Raw genomic sequence first — 13,497 nt, forward strand, 5'->3', positions numbered from 1 at the left:
CCGGCGTCGTCCGCTATCCGCCCTGCGCGGACCGCGCCTTGAACGCCGCCTTGCGGGCCTCCTTGGCCACCTTCTTGTCGGGGTGCAGACGTCCCATCGCCTCCAGGACGTCCGCCGTCGCCGGGTGGTCCACCTTCCAGGCCGCCGCGAAGAACCCGCGGTGCTGCGCCGCGAGTCCCTCGACCAGGCCCTGGAGCTCGTCGGAGTTGCCCTCGAGGGCGAGCTGCGCGGCGATCGTGTCGACGGTGAGCCAGAAGATCAGGGACTCCGGCGGCGCGGGCACGTCGCTCGCCCCGTGCTCGGCGAGCCAGACCCGCGCGAGACCGCCCAGCTCCGCGTCGTCGAGCACCTCCCTGAGCGCCGGCTCCGCCTCGCCGCCCACGAGGGACAGCGCCTGCTGGCAGCGCAGCCGCCGCAGCGGCGCCCCGGCGTCCGCGCCGCGCGCCGCGGCCAGCAACTCCCGTGCCGCCACGAGCGGTTGGCGCCGTGCGAGCCACTGCTCGATCTCGTCCTGCGCCGCGGCCTGCGGGAACGACGACGTGCCGTCGAGCAGTGTGTCGGCGCCCTTGTCCGCGAGGTCGCCGACGACGGGCGCGTCGAGGCCCGCGTCGATCATGCGCGCGCGGACACCGTAGAGCCCGAGCGGGGTGAGGCGCACCATGCCGTACCGCGTGACGTCCGAGTCGTCGAAGGCGTCGGGCTCGTCGGCCCCCTCGCCCTCCCCGATCTCCGCCATCAGGGCCTCGTCGACCGGCTGGAACTCGACGAGTCCCACCGGGGCGAGCAGCCGGAACTGGTCGTCCAGCTTCAGCATCGCGTCCGACACCTGCTCCAGGACGTCGTCCGTGGGTTCGCCCATGTCGTCGGGCACGATCATCGACGCGGCGAGGGCGGGCAGCGGGACGGGCTCGTCGCCCGCGCCGCCCTCGGTGACGGTCAGGAGATAGAGGTTGCCGAGGACGCCTTCGAGGAACTCGGCCTCCGCCTCGGGGTCCCAGTCGAGCTGCGAGAAGTCGACCTCGCCGGTCTCCTCCAGGACGTCGACGAGGTCGTCCAGGTCCGGCACGCTCGCGTCGGCGAGCGCGGCGTCCAGGGCGCCGAGCCACAGGGTGAGGATGTCCTGCGGGCTGCCGGAGGCGACGACGGCGAGGTCCTCGCCCGCGGCGACGGTGCCCTCCTCCTCGTCCACGATCTCCACGAGCCCGGTGTCGACCGCGACCCGCCAGGCCTCGCTCGCGTCCGCGGCCCCGTCGGCGTCCGCGGCGAGCCCGAGTTCGAGCGCCGCGGCGGGCAGCTGTTCCTCGACGAGTTCGCCGCCCGCGCCGACCCGGGTCGCGGGTCCCGCCCAGCGGGCGAGCCGCACCGCGCGGGAGAGCAGCGGGGTGGCGAGGGCGTCGCGCGCGAGTTCCGCTTCGGAGCGCAGCCTCGCCGGCGGCAGGGGGGAGCTGTCTGACATCGCCTTGTTCTCCTCCGGACGTGTTGTGCGACCGCTCAGCCTAGACGGATTTGGCAGCATGCCGCCCGGTTCATGTACCCGTCAGGAACCGTACACCGCTGAAACCTTGACAACTCCCCTTGCTCCACAAGACATTTACGCGCGTAGAAGAGCGCGGAGCGGCCACTCGCTCCACCCTCGTCCCGGCGCCTCACACACGTCCCCGGAGGGACCCCTTGCCGAGCAAGAACTCGTCGCGCCTCGCCGCGCTGACCGTCGCCGCCGTCTGCTCCACCGTCTCCGCCGTCGTCCTCACCTCGCCCGCGCACGCGGACGCGATACGCATCCATGACATCCAGGGCGCGACCCGGATGTCCCCGCTGGCCGGGAAGCAGGTCACGGACGTGGCCGGCGTGGTCACGGGCGTCAGAGGCTACGGCTCGTCCAAGGGCTTCTGGATCCAGGACACGGCGCCCGACGCCGACCCCGCCACGAGCGAGGGCGTCTTCGTCTTCACCAGCTCGGCCCCGAAGGCCGTCACCGGCGACGCGGTGACGGTCTCGGGCACGGTCTCGGAGTACGTCCCCGGCGGCGCCTCGTCGGGCAACCAGTCCGTCACGGAGATCACCAAGCCGACGGTCACGGTCGTCTCGTCGGGCAACGCGCTCCCGGCCGCCACGGTCATCGACGCGAAGTCGGTCCCCGCCGCGTACGCTCCGGCCGGCGACCCGGCGGCGAACGGCTCGGTCAACGCGCTGCCGCTGCGCCCGTCGGAGTACGCCCTCGACCTCTACGAGTCCCTGGAGGGCATGAACGTACGGGTCGGCTCCTCCCGTGTCGTCACCGCCTCCGACGCGTACGCCGAGCTGTGGGTGACGGTCAAGCCGCACGAGAACCCCACGCGCCGCGGCGGCACCGTCTACGGCTCGTACGGGTCCCAGAACACGGGCCGGCTGCAGATCCAGTCGCTCGGCACGGTCGCCGACTTCCCCGCGGCGAACGTCGGGGACACCCTGGCGGGGCGGACCGAAGGGCCCCTGGACTACACCCAGTTCGGCGGTTACACGCTGGTCGCGCGGGAGCTCGGCACCCTGGACAAGGGAGGCCTGGAGCGGGAGACGACGCGGAAGCAGAAGCGCGGCGAGCTGGCCGTGGCCACGTACAACGTCGAGAACCTGGACCCGGGCGACGGCACGTTCGCCGCGCACGCGGCCGCGATCGTCGACCACCTCCAGTCCCCCGACGTCGTGTCCCTGGAGGAGATCCAGGACAACAACGGCGCGAAGGACGACGGCACGGTCGCCGCGGACGTCACGGTGAACAAGCTGATCGACGCGATCGTCGCCGCGGGCGGCCCGAAGTACGACTGGCGCTCCGTCGACCCGGTCAACGACCAGGACGGCGGCGAACCCGGCGGCAACATCCGCCAGGTGTTCCTCTTCAACCCCGAGCGCGTCTCGTTCACCGACCGCGCGGGCGGCGACTCCACGACGCCGGTGGGTGTGACGCTGACGCACGGGCAGGCCGCGCTGACCGCGTCCCCGGGCCGGATCGCCCCGGCGGACGCGGCGTGGAAGAACAGCCGCAAGCCGCTCGCGGGCGAGTTCGTCTTCCGCGGCAAGACCGTCTTCGTGATCGCCAACCACTTCGCGTCGAAGGGCGGCGACCAGGGCCTGACGGCCCAGTACCAGCCGCCGGCGCGCAGTTCGGAGACCCAGCGCCACGCGCAGGCGGACGCGGTGAACGGCTTCGTGAAGGAGATCCTCAAGGCGCAGGAGAACGCCGACGTCGTCACGCTCGGCGACATCAACGACTTCGAGTTCTCCGGCACGGCACAGCGCCTGGAGGACGGCGGCGCTCTGTGGTCGGCGATCAAGTCCCTGCCGAGGGGCGAGCGTTACACGTACGACTACCAGGGCAACAGCCAGGTGCTCGACCAGATCCTGATCAGCCCGTCGATCCGGCACGACGACTTCGCGTACGACAGCGTGCACATCAACAGCGAGTTCAACGACCAGATCAGCGACCACGACCCGCAGGTGCTGCGGTTCCGTCCCTAGCACCTGCGGTCTGTCTGCAGCACCTGCGGGGTCTGTAGGCAGCACCTGCGGGCCGTCCGGCGGCGGGGTCGGTCAGGCGAAGACCCCGTCCAGCCAGCCGCGCCAGGCGGTCTCGTCCTGCGCGGCGTCGGCGTCCGGCGCGAAGTCGTGGACGACGATGCCGACGGGCGCGCCCCAGCGGCCGCGGCCGAAGATGCGGTACAGGGCGTCGTCGGTGCGCAGGCCGATGAAGTACGGGTTGCGGTAGTCGAGCACGGCGTCCAGGGTCTCGCCGCCGGGGCCCCGGACCCGCAGCTTGGCGCCCTCGGCGGCGTCGTCGGGCAGGCCGAGGGCGCGGCCGACGGCGGCGAGGGCCTCGGTGTCCGCGGACGCGGCGGGCCCGTCGAACATGGTGAAGGCGACGGGACGGCCCGCGAAGTGCGTCAGGTACTGGCGCAGCGTGTGCAGGTAGAAGTCGGTGTGCTTGTCGGCGCCGTCGTAGTAGTCGTCCCAGTTGTCGGTGAAGATCCCGCTGTGGACGTAGCGGACCCAGGCGCGGCTGCCGCCGTCGCGGGCCTCGATGACGTGGTCCAGTTGGTTGAGGGTCTGGAACGGGGGCAGCGCGTCCGGGTTGTCCGAGCGGGCGGTGAGGCGGTGCTCCGGATCCCAGGCCGTGATCGTGGCGCCGTGCGGCCCGCGGCCGCCCTCCTTCGGCTCGTACTCCATCGGCCACAGCCAGCCGCCGGTGCCCGAGGTGAGCGCCTCCCAGACCTGCTCGGGGGTGGCGTCGACCTCGAACTCGCGGGCGATCTCGAATTCCCTGGGTTCGTTCGTCATGGCGGTAACTCCTTGGTGCGGTCGGTGCGCTCAGTGCGGTCGGTCTTCGAGGGGCGGTCGGGGCTGCGGATCCTTCACGGAGGGATGCACGGCGATCACCACGCGGTGGTCGCGGCCGCCCTCGGCGGATCCGTCGTGGTACTTGCGGACGAGCGCGCCGACCCCTTGGGTCAGCTCCTCGATGAACGCGGCCCGGTCCGCGGCGGACGCGAACCTGACCTCGCCGTCGAGGGCGTAGGTGGCGAGGCGCTTCTTCGCCTTGGCGGCCCCGGTCAGCAGCGCTCCCACGTCCTGTACGAGGCGTGCCGCGACGGCGAGCAGCCAGCGCGCGGAGAGCTGGTCGCGGGCCCGGTCCGGGTCGGGCTGCACGGCGCCGAGCGCGACCGGTGAGATCACGTACGAGGCGGCCGTGGCCCGCATCAGGCGCTCGGTGACATTGCCCTTGCGCCGCTCCCCCGCCAGCTCGACCAGGCCGTGCTTCTCCAGCGCCTTGAGGTGGTAGTTCACCTTCTGGCGCGGCAGGCCGACCTTGGGGGCGAGCATCGCGGCGGATGCGGGTCCGGCGGCCAGCTCCGCGAGCAGCCGGGCCCTGATCGGGTCGAGGGAGACCGCGGCTGCCGCCGGGTCCTCGATCACGGTGACGTCCAACATGACTCCACGGTCGCACCGAAAACTTTTTTTGTCCAGGCGACTTGATTGTTCGGCGAGTCGGGGAAGAAGGGAAGGGGGCCACTCGCCCAGGCATGGACGGACCTCGCCGACGTCGCGTGGCGCCGCATGGCGCCACGCGGTGCCACACGGTGCCACACGGTGCCATCAGAGACGCCAGAGTGGGCCGAGCTCCACGTGGCACCGCATTGACGCAACTCGACGTCACAACGTTTCCGCAGGTCAGAGCCTCTCGTCCAACCCTGACCCACCATCGCCTCCCCCACGCGCTTGCGCATGGCGCCAACATGGTGCCACTATGGCGTCATGGACCTCACGCCGTATGTCGACAACCTCCGCCGCGAACTCGCGGTGGCCGCCGAAGCCGGCGGCGAAGAAGCCCGCGAGCTGGCCGAACGGCTCACCGCTCCCCTGGAGTCGGCGACCCGCCTGACGATGCTCAATGTGCTCTCCGCCGCGATGGACGAGATCACCCGTGAACTCGCCCCCGGCTCGGTCGACGTACGGCTGCGCGGGCTCGACCCCGACTTCGTGGTGACGCGGCCGGCGGCCGACGAGGCGCCGTACGAGGACCGGAGCGGGCCCGCCGAGCCGCTCAAGGCGCCGGCCCCGGCGCCCGCCGACGGCGACGACGGCGGCACCGCCCGCGTCAATCTGCGCCTGCCCGCCCACCTCAAGACGCGCGCCGAGGAGGCCGCGAACCGCGAGGGCCTGTCGGTCAACGCGTGGCTGGTACGAGCCGTGTCGGCCGCGGTCGACGGCGGCACCGCGTCACGTGCGCCGGGAGGCACCAAAGCCACCCGCACCACCCGCACCGTCGGCCAGAGCTTCACGGGCTGGGTGCGCTGACCGCGCCTCCGCCCGCCCGGATTCACCCGGAACTTCACCCTGAGACCCAAGAGGACGGGACAGCCATGCCTTCTTTCGACGCTCCTTTCGACACTCCGGAGCCGATCTCGGCCACCGCCCACGTGGAAGCCGGGTCCATCCGGTTCATCGCCACCGACCGGCTCGACACTCTCGTCGACGTGCAGCCGCGCGACCCGAAGAAGGACCAGCACGTGCGCGCCGCCGAGCAGACCGAAGTGCGGTACGCGAGCGGCCTGCTGACCATCAGGACGCCCAAGGGCCGCCGCCTCATCGGCCCCTCCGGAGTCGTCGACGTGACGGTCGAGCTGCCGACGGGCTCGCAGGTGGAGGTGGCCGGCGCCTGGACCCAGGTGAACGGCGAGGGCCGGCTCGGCGAGGTCCGCGTGAAGACCTCGTCGGGCGACGTCCGCCTCGAGACCAGCGGGCCGCTGCACCTGGCCGCGTCCCACGGCAGCGTCACCGTGGACCACGTCCAGGGGTCCGCCGAGATCACCACCAGCTCCGGCAGCGTGCGCCTCGGCACCGTCGACGGTCAGGCCGTCCTGAAGAACTCCTCCGGTACCACGACCGTCGGCGACGCCCTGGGCGATCTGCGCGTGAACGGCGCCCACGGTGACATCTTCGTCGGGCGCGCCGAGGGCTCGGTCGCGGCCACCACCGCCCACGGCGCCCTGCGCGTCGACGAAGTCGCCCGCGGCACCGTCCAGTTGGAGACCTCCTACGGCGCCATCGAGATCGGCATCCGCGGGGGCACGGCCGCCTGGCTCGACGTGAGCTCGGCCGCCGGCCAGGTGCACAACGGGCTCGGCGCCTCCGACGGCCCCGACAAGTCCGAGGACACCGTCGAGGTCCGCGCCCGGACCAAGTTCGGCAACATCGACATCCGCCGCGCCCGGGCCTGACCCGCCCCACGTTCCGTACGCCGGCGGCCACTTCACCGCTCACCGCTTCACCCCCACCACGTCATCGCTCACCACGCCTTCGATTGGGAGGGCTCCATGCCTTCGTCTGTCATGCCTACGCCCAGGTTGGGCAACGGCCAGCAGCCGCCCGCCGCCGTCTCCACCGCCGATCTGCGCAAGTCCTACGGCGACAAGACCGTCCTCGACGGCATCGACCTGCACATCCCGGCCGGCACCGTGTTCGCGCTGCTCGGCCCGAACGGCGCGGGCAAGACCACCGCCGTGCAGATCCTGTCCACGCTCATCTCCGCCGACGGCGGCCAGGCCCAGGTCGCGGGCCACGACGTCGCCACTTCGCCGGAAGGCGTGCGTGCCGCGATCGGCGTGACCGGTCAGTTCTCCGCCGTCGACGGGCTGATCACCGGCGAGGAGAACATGTTCCTCATGGCGGACCTGCACCACCTGTCCAAGCGTGAGGGGCGGCGGGTCGCCGCCGAGCTCCTCGAACGCTTCGACCTGACCGACGCCGCGAAGAAGCCCGCCTCCACGTACTCCGGCGGCATGAAGCGCCGCCTGGACATCGCCATGACGCTGGTCGGCAATCCGCGGATCATCTTCCTCGACGAACCGACCACCGGCCTCGACCCGCGCGCCCGTCACAACATGTGGGGCATCATCCGCGAGCTGGTCTCCGACGGCGTCACCGTCTTCCTCACCACCCAGTACCTGGACGAGGCCGACGAACTCGCCGACCGCATCGCCGTACTCAACAACGGCAAGATCGCCGCCGAAGGCACCGCCGAGGAACTCAAGCGGCTCATCCCCGGCGGACACATCCGGCTCCGCTTCACCGACCCGGACGTCTACCAGGCCGCCGCCCTCTCACTGCGCGAGGCCCACCGGGACGACGACGCCCTCGCACTGCAGATCCCCAGCGACGGCAGCCAGCGCGAGCTGCGCTCCATCCTCGACTGGCTGGACGCCGCCGCCATCGAGGCGGACGAGCTGACCGTGCACACCCCCGACCTCGACGACGTGTTCTTCGCCCTGACCGGCGGCGCCGGTGCCGGCGTGCCCGCCCAGCCGAACCAGCCCAAGGAGAATGCCCGATGAGCTCCCTGTCCCTCGCCGTGCGCGACTCGTCCACGATGCTGCGCCGCAACCTCCTGCACGCGCGGCGCTACCCCTCCATGACGCTGAATCTGCTGCTCACGCCGGTCGTGCTGCTGCTGCTCTTCGTCTACATCTTCGGGGACGTGATGAGCGCGGGCATCAGCGGCGGCGGCGCCGACCGCTCCGCGTACATCGCCTATCTCGTCCCGGGCATCCTGATGCTGACCATCGGCGGCACCACGATCGGCAGCGCGGTATCCGTCTCCATGGACATGACCGAGGGCATCATCGCCCGCTTCCGTACGATGTCGATCCACCGCGGGTCGGTGCTCGTCGGACACGTCGTCGGCAGTGTTCTGCAGTGTGTGATGAGCGTGGTGGTCGTCGGGGCCGTCGCCGTGGCGATCGGGTTCCGCGCCACCGACGCCACCGCCCTGGAGTGGATCCTGGCGGTCGGACTGCTGGCGCTCGTCTCCCTGGCGCTCACGTGGATCGCGGTCGGGATGGGCCTCTCCAGCCCGAACGCCGAGGCGGCCAGCAACAACGCCATGCCGCTGATGATCCTGCCGCTCCTGTCCAGCGCCTTCGTGCCGGTCGACGCGATGCCGGGCTGGTTCCAGCCGATCGCCGAGTACCAGCCGTTCACTCCGGCCATCGAGACGGTGCGCGGACTGCTGCTCGGCACCGAGATCGGCAACAACGGGTGGCTGGCCGTGGCCTGGTGCGTGGCGCTGGCGGTACTCGGCTACGTCTGGTCGCGCTCGCTCTTCAACAGCATCGGTAAGTACTGAGCACTGAACACAGGAACGCACGAGGGCGGGGCGCCCACTCACCGACAGGGAGTGAGCGCCCCGCCCTACTGCCGTCCCCCGAGCCGCGCGGCGCCGCGCTCCGCCTCGGCGAGGATCGCGTACCGGTCGGCCACGATCGCCTCCGCGTCGGCCACCGCCCGTTCGGCGGCGAGGCGGCGCCCGGCCTGCGAGTGCGGGTCCGGCGCGGGGTGCCTGCGGCGCCACCAGCCGTCACACGCGGCGTAGACGCCACTCGCACAGATCAGCAGGGGAACGGCGAGGGCCAGGACGATGTCACGCACCACGGGATCCTTATACGTTTTATATGTCTACGCATACGTGCAACTTCTTCCTGATAACTCGGAATCCGGGCGCATTTCCTGAAGGTCATCCCTCGGCCAATATCCCGTCGGAACTCGGCCACGGACCCCGACTGCTTAGCAAGGCTTGCCACTACCTCGTAGAAGAATTAAGTGGAGCTGCACGGTCGGGGCGCCGAGACTGCACCTATGAGCCTCGCGAACTCTCCGCACCCGCCCTTCGGCCGCGCCCTGTGCGCCATGGTCACGCCGTTCGCCGACGACGGCGCCCTGGACCTGGACGGCGCGCAGCGCCTGGCGGCCCACCTGGTGGCCGAGGGCTGTGAAGGCCTCGTCCTGTCCGGCACCACCGGCGAGTCCCCCACGACGTCGGACGAGGAGAAGGCGGCGCTCGTGCGGGCCGTGAAGGACGCGGTCGGGGAGCGGGTCCCGGTCGTCGCGGGCATCGGCACGGCGGACACGCGGCACACCGTGGAGCTGGCGGCCGGGGCCGAAAAGGCGGGCGCGGACGGCCTGTTGGTCGTCAGCCCGTACTACAGCCGCCCGCCACAGGGCGCCCTTGAGGCGCACTTCCGCGAGATCGCGGACGCGTCGGGGCTGCCGGTGATGCTGTACGACATCCCGGGCCGCACCGGCACGCGCATCGAGCCGGACACCCTGATCCGGCTGGCGTCCCACCCCCGGATCGTGGCCGTCAAGGACTGCGCGTACGACATGCTCGGCACGCAGAAGGTGCTCGGCGCGACCGGTCTCGCGTACTACGCGGGCTGCGAGGAGTTCGCGCTTCCGCTGTACGCGGTGGGCGGGGCGGGCTTCGTGTCGACGGTCGCGAACGTGGCTCCGCGCGCGCTGCGGGCCGTCCTGGACACCTTCGACGCGGGCGACACCCGGGAGGCGGCCCGGCGCCAGCAACTGGCGGCGCCGCTCGTGGAGTTGATGATGGCGTCCGGCCTGCCCGGCACGGTCACCGCGAAGGCACTGCTCGGCGCGCTCGGCCTGCCTGCCGGCCCGGTCCGCGCACCACTGCGGCCCGCCGGCCACGAGGTGACCGACGGGCTGCTGTCCGCGTACGAAGGATTCGTCAGCGCGCCGTGAACTGCGGTGTCCAGCGGCCCGGGTAGTCGGAGGACGCCTTGCGGAAGTCGCTGAGCTGGACGACCTTGTCACTGCCGATGGTGAGCAGGAGCAGCTGGTTGCGGAACTCGCCCTTGCCGCGGCACTTCTTGGGGTCGCAGCCCCAGGCGATGAGCCGCTTGCTGTCGGCCCAGGCGAGCAGCCGCTGGCCCGGCACCTTGGTGATCATCTTGCCGCTGAGCGGATCGACGATCGCCGAGGCGATCTCGCCGCCCTGGCCGGCGAAGTCACCCGCGACGAGCCTGCCGTCCGGCGAGAGCCCCGCCTGCACCCACGACAGATGCTTCTCCAGGGCGGGTGTAGCCACCTTGCGGCCGTTCAGGTCGTAGTAGATCCGGCCGGGGGCCGTCGGGATCCCCTCGTAGACGAGCTTGCCGTCGTGGCTGAACGCGAGGTCGGCGCGCGCGTTCGGCGACCAGCCCATCTCGTCCTTCCAGAAGGGCAGTTCGTGCCAGTCGGCCTTGCCGGAGGCCACGTCGACGACGGCGTACCCGGTCCGGCCGGCGACCGGCCCCGGCTCGTTCTTGCCGTTCACGCTCATCTTGTGCGACCAGTAGAGGTGGTCGGGGTTCTTGGAGTACGTCGTGGCGACGAGCTTCCTGCCGTCCGGCGAGAACGTCACCCCGCCCACGCCCTTGTCGAGCTCGATCCACCGCTCCACCTTGCCGGTGATCAGGTCGAGCAGGCCGATGCGGTCGACGGGCAGCCGCTTCTCCAGGACGGCGGCCGTCCGCATGCCGGGCGCCACGTCGACCCACGACCACCGGGTGGTCCTGTCGTACTTGCCGGTCTTCTGGTTGAGCAGCCCGTAGGTGCGCCGCATCTCGGCGTCCCGGCCCGGCAGCCCGACCTTCTTGTACGTGGAGAACGCGGCCAGCGCCGTGTCCCCCGCCGCGATCAGGTCCCGCGGCGGCGACTGGTCCGGGTGCGCGATGATGTCGCTCCGGTTCATCTGGCTCGCGGGGCGTACGTCCTGGCCACCCGAGTTCAGGACGGGCACGGCGACCGCGGCGACGACGACCGCTGCCGTGGCGACCGCGGCTCCCGCGAGGGCGCGGACCCGGCGGCGGTGCCGCACGGCGAGCACCCGGTCGGCGAAGCCGGACGGCACGGACGCGCCGTCGGCGGCCTGTTCGCGCAGTGCGTCGCGGAGCAGTTCATCGACGTTCACGGACGCACCTCCATGGGCGAGAAGTCACGGGACGGCAGGTCTTCGGCGTCGGCCGGACCGAGCGCGGCGAGTTCGGGCGCGAGGCTGCGCAGCTTGGCGAGCGAGCGGTGCGTGGTCGAGCGCACGGTGCCCACCGAACAGCCGAGCAGGCGGGCGACGTCCGCCTCGGCCAGGTCCTCGAAGTAGCGCAGGACGAGTACGGTGCGCTGCCGGGCGGTGAGCCTGGCGAGCGCGGTGCGCATCACGATGCGCAGGTCGGCGGCGTGCGAAGAGTCGACCCCTGTACGACTCTCCGGCGGCTCGGCGACGGTCAGTTCCCGTCCGCGCCACTTCAGGCGCCATCTGCTGATCTGCTGGCGGTAGAGGATCTTCCGTACGTAGGCCTCCGGTTCGTCGATCCGGTGCCAGCGTCCGGCCGCCTTGATCAGCGCGTTCTGGAGCAGGTCCTCGGCGGCGTGCCGGTCGCCCCCGCTGAGGAGCACCGCGGTCCTCAGGAGCGCGGATGACCTGCTCGCCACGAACTCGCGGAAGCTGTCCCAGCGATCCGAGCCCGCCTCGCCCGCCGTCTGCCCGGCATACCCCGCTGGTGCTTCCCTGCCCGCATCCATCTTCACCTTCTCTTCCCCGTCGGGCGGCCCTGCTGCCCCCCCTGCTGTTCCTTGTGACGCGCGCGGTGCCCCCTCGCTATGCCTGCGTGCGCAAGAAATACGCGGGACATTGTGCGCGGGATGACGCGAGTGGCCCGCACCGGATGCCGGTGCGGGCCACTTCGGTTGCGGGGTACGTCAGTTGTGGCTGCTCTGATCTTGTAGCAGGTCTTGAAAAGTCAGTGATTCGCGGGCCGGAGCGACTTCCCCAAGGCCACACCGGCGGGGGCGTTGCCGACGGGGATCGGGGAGCCCACGACCGCGTTGGTCCTGGTGTCGATCACCGACACGCTGTCCGAGCCGGAGTTGGCCACGTAGGCGCGACCGCGGAGGGCGTCGGTGGCCACCCAGGCGGGGCCGTAGCGGACGGGGATCGGGAAGCCGACGACCGCGTTGGTCCTGGTGTTGACCAGCGACACGGTGTTCCAGCCGGAGTTGGCCACGTAGGCGCGGCCTCGGAGGCTGTCGACGGCCACCCCGGCGGGGCCTTTGCCGAGGTGGATCGGGGAGCCCACAACGGTGTCGGTCTTGGTGCTGATCACCGACACGGCGTTCGAGTGGGCGTTGACCACGTAGGCGCGACCGCGGACGCTGTCGACAGCCACCCCGGCGGGCCCTTTACCGACGCGGATCGGGGAACCCACGACAGTGTTTCTCTTGGTGCTGATCACCGACACGCTGTCCGAGTGGGCGTTGACCACATAGGCGCGACCGCGGACGCTGTCCACGGCCACCCCGGCGGGCCCTTTACCGACGCGGATCGGGGAACCCACGACAGTGTTTCTCTTGGTGCTGATCACCGACACGCTGTCCGAGTGGGCGTTGACCACGTAGGCGCGACCGCGGACGCTGTCCACGGCCACCCCGGCGGGCCCTTTACCGACGCGGATCGGGGGGCCCACGACAGTGTTTCTCTTGGTGTCGATCACCGACACGGCGTCCGAGCCGGAGTTGGCGACGTAGGCGCGACCGCGGACGCTGTCCACGGCCACCCCGGCGGGGCCTTTGCCGACGTGGATCGGGGGGCCGACGAACGCGTTGGTCCTGGTGTCGATCACCGACACGGTTCCCGAGCCGCCGTTGGCGACATAGAGGCGATCACTGCGCAGGTCTTTGTGCGGCGCTGCAAAGGCGTGAGGAGCCGTGGCGGACAGCAGGACGATGGAGAATGCCGCCAGGATGACGTTCGACCGGCCGAGCCACTGACGAGGTGCGCCACGGCGTGGGGATGCGGAGACGTCGCCTGGCAGAAGCTCAGGGAGAGTTCGGGACATTCTTCCTCCAGGCCGTCGACCCTTGGGGGCCGTCATGATGAGTGCGACGGCTGAGCATCAACGAACGTCCACGACCGTCACAGCACATCCTTGGGTCCGCCACGGTGCTCTGCCAGCCGGACTGCGCTGAACGTGACCGCTTGCCGGGACTTCTCTCCCATGAGCTCAGGAACAGGGGCCGTGGCCGAAGGCAGCGGGCCGATCGCAGCCGGCCCCTGCAGTCCGGCGGCCTGTTGCTCGCCGAGCGGGAGGAAGCGAGGGCGGACGACGGCGGCTATCGGCACCCTCGGACGGC

Annotated in this window: 13 protein-coding genes; 6 read left to right on the forward strand and 7 right to left on the reverse strand. The window is 71.1% G+C overall.

Annotated features, from left to right (window positions below; genetic code table 11):
• Window positions 1-13: 13 nt before the first annotated feature.
• Complete coding sequence (locus ACWIGU_RS19945; RefSeq protein ID WP_454402618.1) at window positions 14-1,456, reverse strand: hypothetical protein; 1,443 nt, start codon at window positions 1,454-1,456, stop codon at window positions 14-16.
• A gap of 215 nt (window positions 1,457-1,671) precedes the next feature.
• On the opposite strand from ACWIGU_RS19945, the gene ACWIGU_RS19950 reads away from it, so the two are divergent.
• On the forward strand, window positions 1,672-3,495 hold the full coding sequence (locus ACWIGU_RS19950; RefSeq protein ID WP_454402620.1) for an endonuclease/exonuclease/phosphatase family protein: 1,824 nt from the start codon (window positions 1,672-1,674) through the stop codon (window positions 3,493-3,495).
• Window positions 3,496-3,567: 72 nt separating this feature from the next.
• Here ACWIGU_RS19950 and ACWIGU_RS19955 read toward each other — a convergent pair whose 3' ends face one another.
• Window positions 3,568-4,311: an SRPBCC family protein gene (locus ACWIGU_RS19955; RefSeq protein WP_454402622.1), complete on the reverse strand. Its 744-nt coding sequence runs from the start codon at window positions 4,309-4,311 to the stop codon at window positions 3,568-3,570.
• A gap of 30 nt (window positions 4,312-4,341) precedes the next feature.
• Entirely contained in the window at window positions 4,342-4,962 is a 621-nt protein-coding gene (locus ACWIGU_RS19960; protein ID WP_100592426.1) for an ArsR/SmtB family transcription factor, read from the reverse strand.
• Window positions 4,963-5,286: 324 nt separating this feature from the next.
• Between ACWIGU_RS19960 and ACWIGU_RS19965 the strand changes: the two genes are divergently transcribed.
• From ACWIGU_RS19965 to ACWIGU_RS19980, 4 genes are all read left to right on the forward strand, one after another.
• Window positions 5,287-5,829, forward strand: coding sequence for a hypothetical protein (locus tag ACWIGU_RS19965; RefSeq protein WP_454402624.1), 543 nt, complete (start codon window positions 5,287-5,289; stop codon window positions 5,827-5,829).
• Between the two features lie 65 nt (window positions 5,830-5,894).
• Window positions 5,895-6,752, forward strand: coding sequence for a DUF4097 family beta strand repeat-containing protein (locus tag ACWIGU_RS19970; protein WP_454402626.1), 858 nt, complete (start codon window positions 5,895-5,897; stop codon window positions 6,750-6,752).
• A gap of 111 nt (window positions 6,753-6,863) precedes the next feature.
• A complete protein-coding gene (locus ACWIGU_RS19975) occupies window positions 6,864-7,865 on the forward strand; it encodes an ATP-binding cassette domain-containing protein (protein WP_454402628.1) in 1,002 nt (333 codons plus the stop codon).
• Window positions 7,862-8,656, forward strand: coding sequence for an ABC transporter permease (locus tag ACWIGU_RS19980; RefSeq protein ID WP_454402630.1), 795 nt, complete (start codon window positions 7,862-7,864; stop codon window positions 8,654-8,656). The genes ACWIGU_RS19975 and ACWIGU_RS19980 overlap by 4 nt, the downstream gene beginning before the upstream one ends.
• 65 nt (window positions 8,657-8,721) lie before the next feature.
• On the opposite strand, the gene ACWIGU_RS19985 is transcribed toward ACWIGU_RS19980, so the two are convergent.
• Window positions 8,722-8,958, reverse strand: coding sequence for a hypothetical protein (locus ACWIGU_RS19985; RefSeq protein WP_454402632.1), 237 nt, complete (start codon window positions 8,956-8,958; stop codon window positions 8,722-8,724).
• 207 nt (window positions 8,959-9,165) lie between these two features.
• Between ACWIGU_RS19985 and dapA the strand changes: the two genes are divergently transcribed.
• On the forward strand, window positions 9,166-10,071 hold the full coding sequence (gene dapA, locus ACWIGU_RS19990; protein WP_454402634.1) for a 4-hydroxy-tetrahydrodipicolinate synthase: 906 nt from the start codon (window positions 9,166-9,168) through the stop codon (window positions 10,069-10,071).
• Here the strand turns inward: dapA and ACWIGU_RS19995 are convergent.
• The 3 genes from ACWIGU_RS19995 to ACWIGU_RS20005 all read right to left on the reverse strand — a co-directional run bounded on the left by ACWIGU_RS19995 (window position 10,058) and on the right by ACWIGU_RS20005 (window position 13,202).
• Complete coding sequence (locus ACWIGU_RS19995) at window positions 10,058-11,281, reverse strand: WD40 repeat domain-containing protein (protein ID WP_454402636.1); 1,224 nt, start codon at window positions 11,279-11,281, stop codon at window positions 10,058-10,060. The genes dapA and ACWIGU_RS19995 overlap by 14 nt on opposite strands.
• On the reverse strand, window positions 11,278-11,889 hold the full coding sequence (locus ACWIGU_RS20000; protein WP_454402638.1) for a SigE family RNA polymerase sigma factor: 612 nt from the start codon (window positions 11,887-11,889) through the stop codon (window positions 11,278-11,280). The genes ACWIGU_RS19995 and ACWIGU_RS20000 overlap by 4 nt, the downstream gene beginning before the upstream one ends.
• A gap of 218 nt (window positions 11,890-12,107) precedes the next feature.
• Complete coding sequence (locus ACWIGU_RS20005; RefSeq protein WP_454402640.1) at window positions 12,108-13,202, reverse strand: YncE family protein; 1,095 nt, start codon at window positions 13,200-13,202, stop codon at window positions 12,108-12,110.
• Window positions 13,203-13,497 lie beyond the last annotated feature (295 nt).

This window comes from Streptomyces sp. NPDC055400, assembly GCF_053644375.1.